This is a genomic window from Halobellus marinus, from assembly GCF_032113415.1.
GTDB lineage: Archaea > Halobacteriota > Halobacteria > Halobacteriales > Haloferacaceae > Haloquadratum > Haloquadratum marinus.
In genome coordinates this window covers 67,890-87,620 of record NZ_CP134948.1, presented here as the reverse complement: position 1 = coordinate 87,620, position 19,731 = coordinate 67,890, and the positions used below count along the sequence as shown (strand labels likewise).

The 19,731-nt window shown below is 57.2% G+C and carries 13 protein-coding genes and 1 pseudogene; 8 read left to right on the top strand and 6 right to left on the bottom strand.

All coding sequences use genetic code 11. The annotated features are described in order from the left end of the window. Window positions 1-217: 217 nt before the first annotated feature. A pseudogene (locus RJT37_RS19855) lies at window positions 218-1,031 on the bottom strand (IS5 family transposase). Between the two features lie 568 nt (window positions 1,032-1,599). On the opposite strand from RJT37_RS19855, the gene RJT37_RS19850 reads away from it, so the two are divergent. Next, window positions 1,600-3,204 (top strand): AAA family ATPase, encoded by a 1,605-nt coding sequence (locus tag RJT37_RS19850; protein ID WP_313690638.1) that lies wholly within the window; start codon window positions 1,600-1,602, stop codon window positions 3,202-3,204. A 239-nt stretch (window positions 3,205-3,443) separates the two neighbouring features. Here the strand turns inward: RJT37_RS19850 and RJT37_RS19845 are convergent, their stop codons facing one another. Next, complete coding sequence (locus RJT37_RS19845) at window positions 3,444-4,574, bottom strand: serine hydrolase domain-containing protein (RefSeq protein WP_313690637.1); 1,131 nt, start codon at window positions 4,572-4,574, stop codon at window positions 3,444-3,446. A gap of 578 nt (window positions 4,575-5,152) precedes the next feature. Here RJT37_RS19845 and RJT37_RS19840 point away from each other — a divergent pair. Further along, window positions 5,153-8,074 (top strand): VWA domain-containing protein, encoded by a 2,922-nt coding sequence (locus RJT37_RS19840; protein ID WP_313690636.1) that lies wholly within the window; start codon window positions 5,153-5,155, stop codon window positions 8,072-8,074. Window positions 8,075-8,252: 178 nt separating this feature from the next. Here RJT37_RS19840 and RJT37_RS19835 read toward each other — a convergent pair whose 3' ends face one another. The 3 genes from RJT37_RS19835 to RJT37_RS19825 all read right to left on the bottom strand — a co-directional run bounded on the left by RJT37_RS19835 (window position 8,253) and on the right by RJT37_RS19825 (window position 10,509). Beyond that, window positions 8,253-8,600: a hypothetical protein gene (locus RJT37_RS19835; RefSeq protein WP_313690635.1), complete on the bottom strand. Its 348-nt coding sequence runs from the start codon at window positions 8,598-8,600 to the stop codon at window positions 8,253-8,255. Further along, on the bottom strand, window positions 8,597-9,481 hold the full coding sequence (locus RJT37_RS19830; protein WP_313690633.1) for an IS1595 family transposase: 885 nt from the start codon (window positions 9,479-9,481) through the stop codon (window positions 8,597-8,599). The genes RJT37_RS19835 and RJT37_RS19830 overlap by 4 nt, the downstream gene beginning before the upstream one ends. A 386-nt stretch (window positions 9,482-9,867) precedes the next feature. Continuing rightward, the gene (locus RJT37_RS19825) at window positions 9,868-10,509 is read right to left on the bottom strand and encodes a hypothetical protein (protein WP_313690631.1); all 642 of its coding nucleotides are present in this window, start codon (window positions 10,507-10,509) and stop codon (window positions 9,868-9,870) included. A 254-nt stretch (window positions 10,510-10,763) separates the two neighbouring features. Between RJT37_RS19825 and RJT37_RS19820 the strand changes: the two genes are divergently transcribed. The 5 genes from RJT37_RS19820 to RJT37_RS19800 all read left to right on the top strand — a co-directional run bounded on the left by RJT37_RS19820 (window position 10,764) and on the right by RJT37_RS19800 (window position 18,068). Next, on the top strand, window positions 10,764-12,797 hold the full coding sequence (locus RJT37_RS19820; protein ID WP_313690630.1) for a GAF domain-containing protein: 2,034 nt from the start codon (window positions 10,764-10,766) through the stop codon (window positions 12,795-12,797). A 48-nt stretch (window positions 12,798-12,845) separates the two neighbouring features. Then, a complete protein-coding gene (locus RJT37_RS19815) occupies window positions 12,846-13,226 on the top strand; it encodes a response regulator transcription factor (RefSeq protein ID WP_313690582.1) in 381 nt (126 codons plus the stop codon). A gap of 62 nt (window positions 13,227-13,288) precedes the next feature. Beyond that, on the top strand, window positions 13,289-14,452 hold the full coding sequence (locus RJT37_RS19810; RefSeq protein ID WP_313690628.1) for a poly-gamma-glutamate biosynthesis protein PgsC/CapC: 1,164 nt from the start codon (window positions 13,289-13,291) through the stop codon (window positions 14,450-14,452). A 396-nt stretch (window positions 14,453-14,848) separates the two neighbouring features. Continuing rightward, window positions 14,849-16,030 carry a Mur ligase family protein gene (locus tag RJT37_RS19805; RefSeq protein WP_313690626.1) on the top strand — a complete coding sequence of 394 codons (1,182 nt, stop codon included), beginning with the start codon at window positions 14,849-14,851 and terminating at the stop codon, window positions 16,028-16,030. A 175-nt stretch (window positions 16,031-16,205) separates the two neighbouring features. After that, complete coding sequence (locus RJT37_RS19800) at window positions 16,206-18,068, top strand: transposase (protein ID WP_313690624.1); 1,863 nt, start codon at window positions 16,206-16,208, stop codon at window positions 18,066-18,068. Window positions 18,069-18,071: 3 nt separating this feature from the next. Here the strand turns inward: RJT37_RS19800 and RJT37_RS19795 are convergent, their stop codons facing one another. Further along, window positions 18,072-18,440, bottom strand: a complete 369-nt coding sequence (locus RJT37_RS19795) for a hypothetical protein (protein WP_313690570.1) — start codon at window positions 18,438-18,440, stop codon at window positions 18,072-18,074. Window positions 18,441-18,792: 352 nt separating this feature from the next. Between RJT37_RS19795 and RJT37_RS19790 the strand changes: the two genes are divergently transcribed. Further along, window positions 18,793-19,731 carry a hypothetical protein gene (locus tag RJT37_RS19790; RefSeq protein WP_313690622.1) on the top strand — a complete coding sequence of 313 codons (939 nt, stop codon included), beginning with the start codon at window positions 18,793-18,795 and terminating at the stop codon, window positions 19,729-19,731.

Sequence of the window (19,731 nt, the reverse complement as noted above, 5' to 3'; positions counted from 1 at the left end):
TGGGTTGCCTTGTTGAACGCAAGACAGCGACGGGGTAGGGTCGATTGTTTGTAGTCTCACGCTGTCAGAGGTGCGTTCTTACAGTCAGAAGATACAGCGGCTGTTACTGACAGCGGTTGCCGAAGGGTCAAAACTATGGTATCTTGCTTCGTTGTTTCGGTGACGACGGCGATGCCTCTCCCGGATACGTCCGGAGAAGGGGAGCAGGCGGCGAGCCCTAACTCGCCGCCTGCGTTAGGTTATGGACGATGCACTTCCGAGTCAGCTCCCGGAACTGGCCGTGCCAGCTCCGGGAGCGGAGCTTCTCGCCGTCGTCTTCTTTCAACTGCGAGAAGCCCGTCTCACTCATCCAGCGTTGGTTGTAATCCTCGGTCATTCGGGCGTTGTGGGCCTTCTGCAACGGTGTTTGTTCCCTGTGCTTGATCAGTGGTCGCGTTGAGTTCGAGCGACACTCCTCACGGAGTTCGCCCCACGAGTAGTTCGCGTCAGAACAATACACGCAGGTCTTCCGCGTTCCGGCGGAAGACCTGCATCCCGATGTGGCCGTCCCACGCCTTCTGTGTCGTGAAATGAACGTCTTTGATCGCTAGCGAGTTCACGTCGATCAAGATGGTTGTCTTCATCGACTGGAACGAGTAGTTCGCACGGTCACGGTAGTGATAGCTGGTCTGATCACGCTGGAAGCCACTTGCATCGATTGCGGCTTCACCACTCCAGCCCGCCTGCTCCGCCGAAGCGCGGAGCAGGCGGCGGAGTTCACGCATCCGATACTCGTCTTCCCACCGGCAGAACGAACTGTAGTGTGGTGCCTCGTTGAGATCAAATACGGCGAGGATACCGGGCATCTCGTTGAGGTAGTCTTCAGTCTCACGAAGACTCTTCTCCAACTCAACGCGGAACAAAATCAACGCAATCTGTGTCCACTTGGCGTACCCGTCCGCGCCGTTCGGCGCGGCGGGTACGTCAGGGTCATCTACGTGCTGTTTGGCAAGATCTCGACACATCCGAGCGAGCCGTCTGAGCGATCCCATATCGCCAGACGGCGTCCAATTCCCGGTTAGCTTGACGGTATTTTCCTGTGAGAGCGTCTGAAACTACAGTCAGCTAGCGGCAAAACAAGGCATGGTGGGTTGTGGAATGGGTTGTCGAATTCATCCCGCGCCTAAAGCCCTGTCTCTTACCCATAAGTTCACGGAGTCCCAAACAGACGTTTCAGACGCTGTCGAACCCAATCTGCAATCGGAAGATCGAGGCGAGGAGTGATCCGGGCGATGATCTCGGCGGTAGGGGGTTACTGAATGTGGTACACGGGATTAGCAAAATCGTTCCATAGGAGTGTTAAATCTGTAGATATCGAGGTTTCGATCGGATTTATTGACCTCGGCAACGACTCGATTTGTGGGTAAGAGACAGGCCTAAAGGCGCGGGTATTCGCCTTGCTCTTTATAATCGAGAGTCGTGCCTCGTCTCTCTATTCGGAATTCGATTCTAGAAGCCGACCGTTGCACGCTCTCTGACGGTGGAACGCCATTTTTGTCGCCCCCCGACAGGTGAAGGGGCTGGAAAGACCCAGATAGAACGCCTCGACCACCAGAACTCATGTCCTCAGCATCCACCGCGAGTGGCGACACCACTCCCGAAGGCCAGGTTGTCCTCTCACACCTCGTGAACCGACTCCTCCAGCGTGAAGGAGGCAACGTCCCTGTCGAGCGAGTGGCGCTACGAGTGTCCGACTACGTCGACCTCTCCGACCAGGACGCCGCCGACCTCATCGACGAGGGGGACGACGCCGGTATTTACACGCTAGATCGCTCTTCGAGCGGGAACGCCACCATCACCGGCGTTTCACCACAGGGGACGGAACCCGAGGTCATCACCGATGCCTTCGGCGAACTCCAACAAGACACCGACGTTGACTTCCGCATGATCGAAGTCGTGACCGACACGATTAATGACGCCCTCCAAGACGCCGGGTACGACGCCTTCGAGTCGCTCGCGGACGCCAACGTTGACGACATCGCCGGCCTCACCAGCACGCTCACCGAGAGCCGCGCCGAGAACCTCCTCAAAGAGGCCGCCACGCACGTCCCCGTTGGACTCCGCCTCGCGAAGAACGCCGCCACCTACTACGACCAGCGGATGGACCCCGACACCGAACGGGCTGCCGCTCGCGTCACCGACCTCTCGCTCGTCACCGATTCCGTCGGTGAACCCCAGTACCACTCCGAGGGGTGGGAGCCCGACGACGAGCGCGGAATGTACGTCTCCGATATCGGCCGCAACGCCAGGAGCCCCGTCCCCACTGGCCTGCACATCCTCGACGATCCCCACTACCCGAGCGTCCCGAAGGCCGCGACTCACCCCGATGCAGCCTATGACGCACTCCCGGTCGACGACAACGGCGAGGTCGTCCCACCTGCCGTCCCGATCGACCCACGCTTCCAGCTCCCACTCGACGAACTCATCGCGAAGAAACTCGCCCGTGGCCTCATCCCGATTCGGGTGGTCGGGCCGCGTGGGTCGGGGAAGAATTACCTTCTCAAGTATCTGTGCCACAAGACGAACCGGGGCTATCAGTCAATCGACGTCGACCGGGCGACCGAACCCGAGGACCTCTTCGGTCCACTCGTCCCTGATGGCGATGTCATCGTTCCTCGCAACGGCGCCGTGAAACAGGGTCTCCTGAACGGCGATACGATTGTCATCAACGAGTTCCCCGTCATGCAGGCCGGCGCTGCCATCGCGTTACACCGACTCTTGAACGAGGGGACGCTCCTGGTGAAGAGTCACGGTGAACTCGTCGAGCCACACCCGTCGGCCCGCCTCGTCATCACAATGAACCCGCCGACCCGCGAGTACCGGGATTCGGAGCCAATGAACTCGGCAACGAGAGGCCGCTTCCGTTCGTTCGAGCAGCCCTACATCCAGAATGTCGAGGAGGAAGTGGATACGCTCGACAGGCAGGTGAACAGCGGCGAGCCCGTCGTGGACCGACCGACGCTCACAAAGATCGTCCAGTTCGCCCACAAGACCCGGGAGAACGAGTCCTGGCCGACGCTCTCGACGCGGAATCTCACTATTCTCTGTGAACACATCGAAGACGGAGTGTACCCAAAGGCTGCCGTCAAGGGGGTGCTTTGGGGAGTCGCCGAACCAAACCAGTATCCCGAGGACGCCTACGAAACGCTCAACAACTACCTGTAATGGTTCGTCAACTGTCGGTTGATGCGATTGTCCTGTCTCTTCAGATATCAGGTAATAGAGGTTTCTCGCACCGCATGCAAGATGCAGCGCGCGAGTCTTGCACGAGGAGTTTGGGTCGATCAAGCCGGTTAAGATCGGTTGGTGTAGCCACCGTATCGATTACTAACTGATATGCCCACCGTTGGTACAAAGGCTCCTGACTGTGAACTCGAACAGTGCGGGTTTCATCCTCTCCAACGCTATTGTTCGGATTTCTCCACCTTCGAGATCGAACGCAGCGTTCGGAGGAGGAACCTCATGCTCTTCCGCATATACGACCATTGGTTGAAGCTCCCGATCAGATAGACGTCAATCGTGGGATTGTACAGCATGAACGCACTGCTCGCGCCCAACCCACCCCACGAGTGGAAGCGTTTGAGGAACGGCAACGGCCGGATACGGACGATGCCGTAGCCGTAGTCGATTCCCTGCCACAGTTTGTTCCACTGCTGCATCTCCTGGAGCGTTTCCTCGGCGACGAGCTCCCCCCCGACCAAGGCTCGATGGAACCGGAATAGTTCTTCTGCAGTGTTTACCGTCTGCCCTCCAGCGTAGAATGCACTCAACGAGGGCATCTCATCCACATCGATTCTCGTCTCGTCGATGTAAAACGGTGCCGTGGGAAGCTCACTTTCGACAGCAGGATCAGAGAACGGCGGTAAGTACGAATGCTCCATCCCCAACGGATCAAAGAGGAACTCCGCTAGCGCCTCGTGATACGGTTGCTCAGTTACGTTTTCGATGATCAATCCGAGCAAGTTGTACCCGAACTCCGAATAGTAGCAGTCCTCGCCGGGCGGGAAGTGCGGCTCCAGATTTTGTTTTGCCCACTCAACCGTCTCTTCCGGCTCCCATATCCGATCCGGTTCCGCTAACATCTCGTCGAACAGTGTGTTCCCCTCGGGGGATTCTTCCAATCGCGTGTTCAAGAACATCTTCCCGCCTTCGGGAAGGGAATGAGGGAGTCCAGACGTGTGACCGAGGAGATGGCGGATGCGGATATCATCCGTGTAGTCTGTGCCGTCGATCGTGTGAAGACCGTCAAGAAGTGGCTCCGGCAGGTACTCTGAGATCGGGTCATCGAAGCGTAGTTGCCCGTCGTCGGCGAGCATAGCCACGATTGTTGAGGTAAAGGTCTTGCCAATGCTGGCTGCGTAGTACGATTGCTCTGGATCGGCTTCGACACCATCTGTCTGACCAGTTGCTAGATTCCAGTGAAGGTCACGGCTGTCGGAATGAACCAACAGGTATGCGGAGTGGAGCTTAGAGTTGTCTTCGACGGCGGATTGTAACCTGGATTCCAGACGGGATTTGGTTTCTTGAGGGTCCATAACGTCCGAATATTGGACTTTGAGGGTTTTAAATGATAGTCTCATTCCCGGATCCGAAGAAAGTCCTCTCGAAGAAATCGTACTTCGAGACTTTGCCAGAGCCTTCCTACTATGGGTTTCAACAGAGCCAACGATCAAGGAGAGTTCGTGAATGGTCCGGGCCAATAGCTACATGTATCAAGCGCTCACTAAGCAGAGTAGGTCTTACAGCTGGTTCGACTGAGTTAGTGTGAAACAAATATCATTGATATGCTGGATAGATGCTCTCCATCTTGCACGCCTTTTTTATCAGATGACGACTCTCCCCTCTGGCTTGTGGGTCCTGGGACATATCAATAGAGGATTGACAACTCACCAGTGGACTCAGCACCGCCTGTTTGTGCGCCCCCGTGACGGTGAGGGGGCAGCACGCTCTGTCCAGTACCCGTCCGTCCCGCCTCGATCCTATTCCAACCATGTCAGTTCAACGCCATCAGGTCACAGACGACCTCAAACCCGACGCCGCTGTGAGATCGCGAATTTCTACACAGCGGGCCGATCGTCTCCGAGAGTTCATCCTCGGTCACTTACCCAGGGATGTGACCGTCGATGTCGTCATTTCTTCCGGCGTCCAGACCGCTGCTGTTCTCCCCGTCGACGTCGATGCGATCGTCTCCTCGGGTGCGACCGAAATCGAACGCGCTCAGGCCGAACAGTTGCTCGCCGGCGTCGACGCCGACTATCTGATACTGGTGACCGGGAACGAGGCTGACCTCACACGAATCCCGCTCAACGATCAGCTCACCGCCGACCACGCCCACCAATTCGGATTGGCCTTTCACGAACTGCTCCACATACTTAAGACAGCCATCACAGCCATCTCGGAACTCCTCGAGACCGAGGTCGATGCCAAATACCACGCCCAAGTTCACGACCTCATCAACATTGTCGAGGATGGCGCAATCGAGTCCGAAGCCATCCACGGCAAGAATTTCACCGATAACGCCGGTATCCGGCTCGAACTCACCCGACGACTCCACTCGCAGACGCCCGAAGACATCCCTGATGGGGAAGAAATCCGCTACTCCTTCTGGGACGCCGTCACGAGTTGTCTGTACGACGAGGCCATCTATCCGACGGGGACGACTGACGTTCTCCTCGACGAAGACGACACTCGCATACAGTTCAAAAGTGGTGCGGATCGGGACGCATTCGAGACAATTCATTCGGAACTGTGTACGCTGTCTGATGACGTACACGCGATTCGGAGCGCCGACCGCTCAGACATCACTCACAACCACGACAAGACCGCCTCGATCCGTCGAGCGCGACGAGTTATCCAGACCTGGACCGACCACATTCAGCCCGTCCTCGAGGCCGACGAAGAGGACGGAGAAGAGCAGGAACAGGACGCCCAAGCCAACCAACAGGGGGCCGGTGACGAGAACGAAAGCGGGCAGCAAGACCAGTCCAGCGGGGACGAGGGTGGCGAGGCCGCAGAACAGCTCGAGACGCCATCCGACCCTGACGCAGGCGACAAAATCTCCAGTGGAAACGAGTGCCTACAGGACACCGAAGGAGACGCTGGTCCAGACGAAGGCTCAAAAGGGACGTCACAGCCTCAGTCCCCGACACAACTTACCGATGACTTCGATCCGACTGACGTCTCACTGTCGCGGGAAGCAACGAGTGACCCCCACCAAAACATCTTCGAGCAACCGCCGGTCACGGACGACCCCGACCGCACCGACGTCGACGAGATCGACAATCAGGGAGAGGAGGGTCACGGGGAAGAAGGCGAACAGAAGGATGAGCAGGCCCCCAGCAGCGGCGAGGGCGTACAGGACCACCACGGGAATGGTGAAGACGCAGGTGACGCAGAAGCCGATGAGGAGAGAACTGAGGCCGCTCAAAACGGGGGAGACGACACCGACGGTGAGGGTAATGTCAGAGACGGGGTTGGGGGTGGGGATGGGGGGCAGGCCGAGTCAGACTCCGAACCGTCGAGTCGAGCCCAGGCCATCGCGCAGGCCGCCGACCGCGCCCGACAACGCGAACAAGAACAACAGGGAAAGAACCCGGACCAGGAGACGAGTTCTTCCGAGACAGAAGCGCCGTCGAAGTCACCGTCGCCCGAGGAGGACGCGGGTGACGTCCCGAAGTCCGCCGCGTCGAGCTCCATCGACACTCAGCAACAGAACCAAGACCAGCTCACTCTCGGGGAATTTGGCGGCGATACCCAAGACGATCACGAGAGCGAAAGTCCCGATACGAGCGAAGACGAGATCGACGATAATCCGGGCGCAGGCGAGGGTGACGACGAGCATTCCTCGGACGGGTTGGATGAGGCAGAGCAGTCGGACCAAGCGGAGACCTCGACGCCCGAGACAGCGAGCAGTGGCGCGGCGGCGGAGGACATGGACACTGACGCACGTTTGGAATCGGAGTCCGGTTCAGAGCCCGAAGCCGAATCAGACGCTGAATCGGAACCAAACATCCCGGAGGGGCCTGCCCACGCCGAGAGTTCGACGAGGTCACCCGACGAAGACGAAGCCACCTACGAGAATGCCCTCGCCGGAGACGAACGCGCTGCCCACGGTGAGTCCGAGCGCGAAGGCATCGACGAACAGGCCCTCGAGGAAGAACTCTCCGCGCTCGCTGACCAGCTCGAACGATCCGCGCGCCAGCACACACAGAATGGAGAAGAACGGGACAGTGAAGGAGGCGGGCAACAGGGTGGGCCTGGAAGCTTGGACGACCTTGATATCCTCCCCATCAGCGACGACCTCGCCCCTCCTCGTGAGTGGGGCGCTATCGAAGAAGGGGCGGATCAAGTCGCAGACACCCTCGAGATGTACCTCCGGCTCGACCGCCGCAAAAGCGTGCGGCGTGGCCTGTCTTCCGGGGCGTACGATTCGCGAGCCGGTCATCGCCTCGCAATCGGCGACCCTCGCGTGTGCAAATCCCGAACCCTTGGGGACGAAAAGCAGTACGCGCTCGTCCTCGTCCTCGATCGTTCTGGGTCGATGCGTCAAGGGTCACCACCGAAGATTGAGATCGCGACGCAAGCACTCGCTCGATTTGCACTCGCTGCCGAGAACCTCGGAATTAGTGTCGCTATCACCGACTTCTACCGTGGCGATGCACGCCTCGTGAAACCATTCAGTATAGACACTCGCCACGTCCAGGCGAATCTCCTCGATACGACGTGTGGTGGCGGGACGCCCCTCGCGGATGCGGTTAGCCTCGCCCGTGAACTCGTCGAAGCACAACGCGACGAGCCGCTGATAATCACCGTGACGGATGACAACCCCTCCTCGACGGACGAGGTCATCGACCAGATCCGGCGGTCGCACGCACCCGTGTGCTCGCTCACTATTGCGACCGATTGCCAGCCTGGGTCGCTCTCTGACAGTGCCTCCGAACTCTCGCAGTACTATGAACGTCAGGAGGCCGTTTACACGCCCGGGCGTCTCGACGACAGACTCGACCAGTTCGCGAGCCTGCTAGCCGGGCTGTGATAATTAGCAGAAGTTTCCATACATTCTATCACCATCTACCTCTGTGGCTGATAGATCCAGCTTGCTGAATACATCGCGCGAATCGGTCGTGCGGACTTATCAAAGTTTCAGCGGCCAAGATTGGTGCAGCGAATGGGCGGGTAACAAGTTCATCTGGGAAGTCGTCGATTGATACCAGTTACAGGGAGCCTGCTTCTCCCATCAGGTACAGCCACCTGAACAAGACTCCGAGCGTGAACAGGTAGTGTACCAGCAGGAAGATGAGGACTGTCGACGTGAACGTCAGGACAGGTGGAACCACCTGCGTCATCAGATTCGCCTGCGCCCACTCGACAATCGACGGGTTCTGACGGACGATGAAGTGGCCCCCCGCGACAATTAGCGAGGTGAGAAATGAAACGAGGCCGAGGAACACCGCGTACATCGCTGTCCTGCGCAGCTGCTGAAGCGCCTCGGCCTCCCGTTCGCCATCTGCCTCGCCAATATTTGGAATGCGCTCTTGTGGCGTAGATTGTTGGTAGATCACAGAACAGTTTCGAGGATGGTTTTCAGTGCTTCCTTCCCTGGTTTTCTGAGGACTCCACGGCGGAGCTGAAGTGCTCGGAGATACGGAGTGAGTCGATCTTTGGAGATACCCCGATGCGGCGAGAGCCACCGTCGCGCCAGCGACGCGTGGCTCTCGCAGGTGTTCACGTGAACGTCTTCATCGACGTACTCGCCATCGCCGTGGACGACGTATTCACGTGTGAATGCGTCGTCTTCGTCTAGCGGGTTGTACGCCCGAAAGCCGTCAGTATAGACGGTGAGTGACTCCTGCTGGCGGTCGGCCAGCAGGAGTCGAATCGTCGATTCATCGGCGGCTTTCGCTGGGATCACGTACCGCCGTCCAGTCCCACGATCCACGAGAATGAACACAGGTGGCTTGTCTTCGGCGTATGTTCCACGTCCGCGCGTGGACAGGCCACGCGAGCGCGACGGCTGGTCGCGCTCGCGGCCTTTTCGTCCCGCTTTCACGTAGAATTCGTCGATTTCGACGGGGCCTTTGAGCTGTGGCCGAGGCGCGTCCAGCGCTCGCAGGAAGCGCTGGACGCGCCGGTAGATCGTCTTGTACGAAACATCGAGTTCTACGTCTAACTGTCTGAGACTCGTGTTGAAGCGGATATAGGTGTAGACCGCGAGGAACCACTTTCTGAGTGCCACCGCCGAGTGTTCGAAGACGGTGCCGGTCTGATCGTTGAACGTGCGGTCGCAATTCTTACAGAGATACCGCTGAAACACCCGATAGCTGCCGTACCGAATCACAGATTCGGCACGGCAGCGTGGGCAATAGACGCCGTTACGCCAGCGAACCTGTTGGAGCAGGTTCGCGGCTTGACACTCCGAGACGAACGTCTTGATTGGGAACATCGTTCGTCGGGTGACGCGGTCGCGTCACCCTTGCCCGCTGTGACTTCCAGCGACTGCTGAGACCTGACCAACAATCCTCTACCCAAGAGCGTTTGGAATGTTGAACGCTGAACGCGCCGATAACGCCAACACTGCACCGTAAAATACGGTCAAGAACCCGACTATTTCCCACGTCACCGTCAAGAACTGACCGACAACGGCCGCGAGGAACAACGGGACGATAATCAGGGTGATCATGTACCCGATGGGATGCTGAGATTCATGCCATAGTGTCCCGTAATGACCGCGGATCACGGGGGCAGGGTTGACGATTCTTAGTATGCTCATCGGTTCAGGTGGGATCTAACCCTTGTTTTTCGGTCTTGATGGGTCTTCTGGCGCGATTCTCAGAGCAGTGAATCGTCATTATCTGGGCCATCAGCCTCGGGTGGGAGTACCACGTTCGCAACCTCCCGAGCCCGCGGCGACAGTGAGTCAGCAGTCGGGTGTCCTCCATCCATATCCAGGGCATCCTCTTCGGGGTCAAGCTCACGCCGCATCCGTATATCTGCGTTCCACAGTGAGAACGTGATTTGCGATCCATCCTCTTCGAGGGTCAGCTTGACATCATCAAACTCGTCCTCACTCAGTTGGCCGTACTTCCAGTTACCGTTCGGCATGAACGACCGAACAAAGTCAGGCTCCCATTTGTTATCTGAGGTAGGTTTGATTTCATACGTTCGACTGACCGTCTGTCGGTCGGCATCGGTAGCATCCTCATTGTCGGCGTGTTCCTCGACAGGAGTCAGTTCCTGTGTCCCCTCGAACTTGAGCCGCTTGAAGTCGTCAGCCCCTGTTATCCGCTCTTCCGCATCCTGCGTGTAAACAGGCTCCATCTCGCAGACAATATCTTTCTCCTTTGCGTCCGAGTCATGATCCTCGATATAATCATCGAGACGTCCGTAGAGTTCACCTTTCACGCCCCGAGCGCGGTACTGTTTTAGAACCACGACGGCTCGCGTATCCACGTTCGGGGGCTTGTAGAACATAAACAGTCCTCGGTAATTGAGACTCGATTCTCAAATTTAGATTCGTAATTCCGGGATTCATTTCGACTAGTCTATAACGCGTAACTTAGTCGGAGTTCACCCCATCCCCTCAATATCCTTACATAGTTACAGATGTTCTCTCACAACTCGTAGCAAATGCTGTGATACTAGGTCTCCACTGGTGGGTATCCCTCTTCATAACGTTATGATCCGTCGATGAAAACATCTATGATGAATTAGTGGAAAGTTCATCCATGGACACAGGCCCCCATAACGGCGCTTGGGGGGGCAGCGAAGAGATTACCAGCCGCTATAGATCCATCATCGAAGCTGTTCGAGACGGCGTTTTCGTCGTCAATCTGGACGGGACTATCACCTACGTCAACGACTCGCTTTGCTCATTGACTAGACGTGAGCGGAACGAACTGGTTGGCAACACGTTCGACACGCTGGTTGAATCAGGACTGGTTGAATCCGCCGAGTTTGATCGATTCGTTACAACCATCAACTCCATTGCCGACGGAGAAATCCAGGATGAAATTCTGACCTTCGAAATTGATCAGGAAACCGAACAGATGGTAGACGTTCGCGTCTCGAAACATATCCGGGACGACGGCACTGACGATATTGTCGGCGTGGTCCGGGATGTGACAGACCGCGAGCGGAGGGCCCGAGCGGCAGAACAAAAACAGGAGGTGCTGGCCAAACTCTATCAAGTTGGTGCAGAGGACGCTCTCACGTTCGAACAAAAAGCCGAGCGCATCCTCTCCATTGGGTGTGAGTACCTGGATCTGCCGTTTGGGTTCCTGTCGAGAATAGAGGAAGACACACAAGAGATTGTACACGCTGTTGGCGATCATACACTGCTCCAGCCAGACGAAACCGCACCGCTGGAACAGTCGTACTGCCGGAAAACCATCGAAAGCGACGATTTGGTCGGTATGCAGGACGCACAAGCGGAGTTGGGCGACGACGACCCGGCGTACGAACTGTTCGACTTAGGCTGTTATATCGGAACGAAGGTCATGGTCGGGGAGACCCTCTACGGGACGTTCTGCTTTGCGGCCCCACACGACCGTGACCGGGAATTCACCGCCGGCGAACGAGAGGTGATCAAGCTTCTCGGACAGTGGGCCGGGTACGAACTCGAACGGCAGCGGTTCGAAGAACGCCTGGAAGGTCTGCACGAAGTATCACAGCGGTTGCTGACGGCTGAAACGACGACGGACGTCGCACAGATCACGATGGAGATGGTCGTCGAGTTGTTCAATCTCCCGGTGAGTGCGTTTTGGGAGTATGATGCTGACGACGACGTGTTATCTGCGGCGGTTGAAACAGACGAAGCAGTACGGATAGTCGGGGAGGCCCCGACGTTCGAGCGAGGTGACGCACTCATTTGGGAGAGTTTCGATAGTGGCGAAATCCGGTACTACGAGGACCTAACCGAACAACCAGGAACCTACAATCCGGAGACGCCATTGCGGTCAGAGGTCCACGTTCCCTGCGGGAATCATGGCATCATCACGAGTTCTGCGACCGAGCCACGTGCCTTCGACGAGATCGACATCGAAAGTCTCCGCCTTCTTGAGGCGTTGGTGACGGAGGCCATAACCGCAGTCAAACGGGAAGAACAACTGGCCGAGCGTGGTGAAGCACTCCAGCAACAGAACGAGCGCCTCGAAGAGTTTGCCGATGTCGTGGCACACGACCTTCGAAACCCAATGACGGGAGCGGTCGGCTTTCTCGAAATCGCCCGCAAAACGAACGAGTCACAGCATTTCGACCGCGTCGAACAGTCCTTAGAGCGGATGGAGGAACTCATCGACGAGTTGTTGATGATCGCACGCGGTGATCGCCAGGCAGTCAACATACGCACCCACCAATTACAACCAATCGTGGAGGAGGCGTGGTCATACACCGACGCCCCGAAAGCGACCTTGTCCGCAGACGACCCGCTTGGTGAGATACAGGCCGATGAGACACGACTGCTGCAACTGTTCGGCAATCTCTTCCGCAACAGCGTCGAACACGGCGGCGACGACGTTACCGTGGAAGTTGGCCCCCTCGCTGACGAGGGGGGGTTCTACGTGGCCGATGACGGGCCAGGGTTTTCCGAGAAGAGCCGGGCAGAGATCGAAGCACACGGAGACACGGACGAGATGTCGGGGATCGGAATCGGACTCATGAGCGTTGTCGATGTCGTGGAAGCACACGGGTGGGACCTCTTAGTCCCCGCCACAGACCAGGGAGCACGCATCGAAATCCGAACTGGTGAACGGAACGAATGACCCGTGGAACCAAGCGTCGCCGCGACAACATGTGGATAGGAGACACACATGACCGCCGAAATAGTCATTGCTGAGGACGATGAGACGACCCGGGAAGTCGTCGAATTCAACCTGACTGACAACGGATGGGACGTGGTGGCGTTCACAGATGGTGATGCGTGTTGGGAGCATCTCGGATCACGGACCAGCGATCCACCAGATCTCGTGGTCTTAGACGTGATGATGCCCGAACTCGATGGCCTTTCCATCCTCGAACGTATCCGGGATCACGACGCACTCGTGGATCTGCCAGTCGTCATGTTGACGTCCCGCAACCGGGAGGAAGATATCGTGCAAGCACTCGACGCCGGTGCTGACGATTTTGTGGCCAAGCCCTTCTCGGAAGCCGAACTTGTGGGGCGAATCGAGGTCGTTCTCGACGCAGTTTGAGTGTCGAGTAGTAGTCGTTCATATGCGTAGACCTTTAGGTATCAGTCTCGTTTCTTTTTGTAATGTGGGTTGCTACGCTGTTGGCCGTCGTAGGGTTACTTGGCGTAGCAGTGACGACACAGTTTACTGGCTACCGACTCGGTGGATCGATCACCGTGCCGGTCCTCGCGGTGTACACGCTCAAGAACGTCCTGATGTTGCCGGTGTTCGTCCTCAGTACTATCGCAGCGTACATCGGTCTCTGGTATCTTCGACGACGAACCCTCATTTACGGTCGAGACGAACTCCTCGCCGCATTCGTCATCGGCACGTCAGTCCCGTTAGTGGTAATTCTCGGTCTGATTCAGGTTGGATTCGATGCAGACATCATCGTGTTAATTGGCAGTATTCTCCCCGGTCTAGCGGCCTACAACTATCACAGCATCAAGCCGGAGTTCCGCCGGAACGATTTACTCGCAACTGTTGGCTTGTTCACCGGGCTGATCGTACTCGGTTTGGTACTGGTCTCTCCCGGAATCGCTACCCGATTCGGGACAGTGACGCCACCGGTGTTGTTCGCAGCAACCGCCGACGTTGCGGTATATAATAATGCTGTCGTTGATATCACAACAGAAGCGGTCGTCATTTCGAGGGAAATCATTGCTGGCCTCTTTATTGCCGGTCTGATCATATCCGAGCGCATTAGATCCCGCTTCGGCGTCCGAGTGGGCATCATCACGGCTGTCCTGTTGGCAGTCTACGCCAACACGAACTATTGGCTCATCATCATGTACGTGATTCTGTTAGTCCTTGCGTTCGGCTTTGTCCAGGCAGTAAATTACGCAACACTGCGGTATGGGCGGGTACTGCTCGGAACCACCACCGCGTTTGCGCTTCTCATGGCTGTTCCACTCACGCTTTCGCTCCCGATTGGTCGGGGACTATCCGCGTTTTTCGTTGCCTTCCTTGCCGGCATCACAGCGTATAACGCTCACGTGACAGGTTCGTTTGATCGACGGCTAGTTCTCCCTCTCCAAGCTGTCGTGTTCGTTCCGGCGGTGCTCGTCATACGACTATTCTCCGCTCCGGAGCCACTCGGTATCCCGCAAGAACTTACGTTGCCAGTCATACTGACAGGCATACTCGTGGTGGTTGTCGGTGTGGGAATTGGAGGCTGGTATTCAGTCGCCCAACCTGACGAGACCGAGGTACAGTCTGTGTCCGTTCTTTCGGGGGATGACTCATGAGCACGACTGCATACGAAATATATGGACGGGGATTCGGCTGGTCGTGGCGACTTCGCGTTCAGGAACGCGTGGTTGCAACCGGCGGACATCACTACGATACGTCACGAGAGGCCCGACAGGCTATAGACAGCGTCCGCGGAGCGGTTGCCTCGCTCACTGGTGATGACGAGGCATTCGAAAGCGAGGATATTACCGATCCTCAAACGGTCGTCAGGGAAGACCCGACTCCGAGTGGTGACCTTCCGCAGGACCGGAACAATTGGGTGTGGCAATTACAGACGCCAGAGCGCACTCTCGCAAACAGCGCAGATCGGTTTCCCACCGAGAGCGAGGCCAGAAATGCCTTGGATCGGTTTCTCACGCGGGCCGCCGGTGCGCTCCCGATGTTCATGGTCGGTGCCGAATACGAGTGGCGGGGGGGCCCTTCGATCTATCGAGGTCGGCAAGCCGAGTCTGACCGGGATTGTGAAGGAGCTAAAACGAGGGTTCCGTCACCGAAAGGCACTCCGACGCCTGGACACTCGCATCGCCGTGGCGGGGAGCCGTGGCAAGACATCGACGACCCGTCGCCTCGACGACGTGTTCAATCGCCGGGGCTACGATACGTTAACGAAGATTACCGGGAACCACCCGACGCTCATCCATAACGGCGAGGTTCACCCGATCGAACGAGGCGGCCCTCGGACCACGCTGTACGAGAACATCAGCGTGATCGGAGAGTTCGCTCCGGAGCTCGATGCCTATGCCGCCGAGGATATCGGCATCTTCGAAAACCAGGGCATCACCGAATACACGACGCGACTGATCAATCAGCAACTGATAAATCCGGACATCGTCGTCCTCACAAATGTCCGCCAGGATCACAACGACACACTCGGTAAAACGCGAACCAAAATTGCCCGGTCGTTCGCACGGTCGATTTCCGCCGGGACGCACGTCGTCAGTGGGGAACAAAATCCTGTTCTTCACGACTATATGCAAGAGGAGATCGAACGACGTGGCGGTACTATCGAACAGGTCGAGATTCCCGACCGGCACGAGGGGATGATCGGGGCAGAGACTGCGCACGCGATTGACGCGGTCCTGTCGTTTCTCGACGAACCGCCGCTCCCCGAGGGCGAACTCGAAGCGTTTTTAGACGCAATCCAGCCGGAATGGACGCGACTCCCGAACGGTCGTATATTCAACGCAGCACAGGTGAACGATGTCGAGAGCACGGAGATGGTGCGCCAGGCACTCGTTCCCGATGAAAAAATACTGCCGTTCGTCTATCTCCGACGAGATCGACGGGGGCGAACCGCCTCCTTCGCAGAGTATGTTGACCTTCTCTACGAGCAAGGCCACATCGATAGCGCCCACGTTGGTGGGGCCAACACCCGCGCGTTCGCTGAGAATACCGAGCTACCGGTCACCCGACACGACAACGGAAACGACGCCGAGAAGGTGCTGACTGATCTTCTCGCAGAGGGCAATCCCGTCGTCATCATGGGAAACACGGTTGATGAGTTCATGCGTGAGTTCGAGGAGGCTGTAAGTACTCAGGAACAGGAAGCAACCGAATCTATCAAACCGACGTAGAACTCTATTACTGCTTATTAACTGAATGTGCCGACGAGTACGATGCCGGTGACGACCCGGAAGAAGCCCAATACCGGAGCCCATCGCAGTACTACGGTGCGGAGGGTGAAGTCGGGATGGATGATAGGTGACACCTGCTAATTTATAACCTATACAGCAGTAACATACCGGAAGCGTGCCGAATCCTCCACAGGAGTTTGGATCTATCGATCTCGATTTTTCGTCAAATCCCGAGCTGGCGGCAGAGTTCCCTGATAACTCGAAGGCACTCCTGATGCTTGGTTTCGAGCTGCTACACGCAAAGATGTGGCCGATGGCATCCATCTCGGAGCAACTTCAGGCCTACCTGAACCAGGGCTTCGATCCAGCCGAAGCCGTTGGCGAGCTTGACCTCGTCACCGACACCCTCCCGTTCTGGAAGCTGGAGAAGAACTGGTACAAACTCGACAGGGAGGACGCCGCACGGCTCTATCTCTACCGGTCCCTCACCGCCTCGAAGGACTACGCCATCGAAGAGGAGTTGAAGGACGGCGTTGCGGAACATCTCGGCCTGAACGACACCGTCACCGAAAACACAATCGAGCGCATCAGCGAGGAAGTCGAGAAACAACTCGGCGGTGAGGTACGTACCGAGGTTCGGGAGGTCCTAGAGGAACTGGAGGACAACAACGAGGTCGTCACGCTGCCGGAATCCTCAGCCGACGGGCGCGGAGAGCCGCCGCTCGTGCTCATCTCGCGCGAGATGCGGAAGAGAGCGTACCAGTATATCCAGTTGGACCGGGACGAGGCACGGGTTACGTACCCCAAGTGGCAGTTGTTCAAGCTGATGGAGATTGCCGGACTGTGCAACATCCACCCCAACGACGCCGAAGAATCACTCCGGTTCCTCCCGTACTTCTACTACCGAGACGTGCCCGGCTTCAAAGCTCTCTGGAACCAACTCCGCGAGTACGACATGTTCAAACTGCGGAAGATGTACCTTGCCGCCCTAGAGTCGGTTGTCACCGTAATCGATGAGTACGGCTATCTGCCCGAGACGGCCGATATCGCCATGGACCTCACGAATATCATGTGGTACGGTCGGCACTCGGATAAGAAAAACGAGGACGGGCAGCCGCTCGATCGGGATAAGATTCCGCACGAAGAGCAGCCCATCGGCGTTGAGGGTGTGGATGAGAAGGCGGGGAGCGCCTACGCGTTCCAAATCGCGTCCGTGAGCCTCGCCAACGTCGAGATACCCGTAACGCTGGCCGCCAAAAGCATCCAGCGCCGCGGGAGCATCGAGCACCAGATAGACGAGCTGCTCACCTACGCCGAACACTACGTTGGCCCTGATGTCGTCTGCATGGACGGCGGCTTCTACGGTCGCGGGATGCACGAGTGTCTAGAAAATCATGGTCTCGACTTCATTTCCCGCCTGCGAGGGCGTATGCCCTCCATCGTGGACGACCTCAAGCAAGGGGCGATTTACAACGACCTGGACTATAACGCAGCGGGATACGACGTTCGCATCGGTGAAGAAGTCCCGGAAAGCAAGGCGGAGTCGTGGCTCATCACGATGCCGTCGGAGAAACGCATATCCAGGGCTGACACCGGAACCGAGGACAAGGGGAATTGGGAGGTCTACTACACCAACCTCAATCCTGAGCACTTCGGCGGATTGGAGATCGGGCGACGATATCGGCAGCGTTGGGCGGTGGAGACATCCTATCGACTGATGAAACACGACTTTACCGCGAAGTCGGCAAGCGAACTCCGGAGTCAACGGGAATTTGTCGCCAACATGGCGTTTATCTACAACGCGATATGGATGGCGTCGAACGTGAAGTACGCTGTGGAGAACGACCGTCCGGTGAAAGACGACCAGGGGCGTTACCCCTTCACTGCCAACCAGTTGATGGTCGCCATGCTGCTTGACATGGAGGACATTGATATCGGAGAAGTGCGAGATCTATCAGTTCGAAGTAACATTGTCCGGGGGGTGTTCGGAGACGGCTATCCGTTCCGTCTCGAAGGCCATCCTGAATTTGAGAACTGAGGCTCAATTACCGAGGACTGTAAAGTAGAACGGTGTCTCCTCCGAGTGATGCGACCTGCGGTGACGTGGAATGCGCTGACTTTGTTGAGTGTCGTAGACGTCCGCCTCAATTCCGTATTCTCCAAGCTTGATTTCGCCCTCGATAGCGTTGCCATCAGCCTCGTAACTGTCAACCTCGAAGGTTCGGTTTCGGTCGTCGTCCTCGTCGATATCACCGTAGTACTGGTCGAAAAAGTCATCGAGACCGTTGACAATGGAGTCATGGTTGAACTCATCCCTGTGACTGGTTATGTCACTAAGGTTCCAGTAGTTGTCTGTATCATACGTCTCTCGGAGGCGGAACCAGTAAGGGACGAGCTTGTGCGATACCATGTTGCTTGTTTTAGGATACTATTTGTCAGTTCATATTATTACCGGAGCAGTCTCTGCTGACTACCTCCTCTATATCGGTCAACGTGATTTCATTCAGTTGAGGATCTGTTATGTTGGAATGCATGAGAACTTCTGCGAATCACGATGATATGGTCCTACGCTACGACAATACTCGGTTCGTTGCATAGGACGTCTTCCGAGCCAGTTTGTCGCCCCCCGCGTCGGCAGCGGGGCGTCCAGCAGACGACCGACTTCAGCATTCCGCCCTTCGTCAATCATGTCCTGTCGAACCATCCACTCAGCCGACGGCAGTGTGCCCCATCTGACGTTGCCACCAGGCGCACTCGCACACATGGACCGTGACTACGACTACAATGTTGACCGCGATCCACCGAACATCGAACCCATCGAACACCAGATTCGCCTCGACTTCATGATGAGCGGTGGGCCTGTCCGCCGCGACCAGCTCCTCGGAGACTACAATCCCTGGTCATACAAGGCCGAGACTCCCACAACCCATCCCTGGCGGGGGGTAAAACAGAAGCCGAGGGGCCTCGATTACGCCGAAGCATCGTGTGATGTACGGATTCGCGAAGAGGAGAAGTTCTACGAACACGCCGACGATGACACTGTTCTGGTCGACGCACCTGCCTACCTTGCCGCACGTATCCGTGAAGCTAGTGAGCAATCCGACCCTCACGAAGCCGTCCGTGAGGTGCGTAAGGACCGCGAGAAGTGGTATCAGGAACTCATCCCCGGCGCGAATCTCCGACAGATCCTCAAGGTGTCGTCCTATGGGTCGCTGATCGAGAAGTGCATCGGACCCACCCCCGACGCCAACCACCTCCTCGAGCACAACGCCTTCGTGGGGATGGTCATCGTTGACGACGACACCAACCCCGACGCAATCGCCCGAGAACACGACATCGACTCGGTGTACGTCCTCCAGGAATCTGTGCTCTCACACGCGAACACTGACGAACCAGTGGCTCTCGCTGACTACGGTATCGAACTCCCCGCACCCGTCCTTGTCGGAGAATACGACAGCGGGAGCCAGTACCCATTCATCCCATGGGGGGACGCCCTCACCTGTTCGTGCCCGTACAAGCAATCCGCTCCCTTCCGCGTGATGTGTAAACACGAACTTCTCGCGAGCATCGTCTGCGGCGAACACGACTCGATTTTCATCTCTCTCACTCGGGGTATCGACGTACCCCACCGCGCTCGTCGATTCGTCAGTCCCGAGATCGCCGTTTCCCATCAGCCAGGACCAGCGGGAGGTCGCCCATAG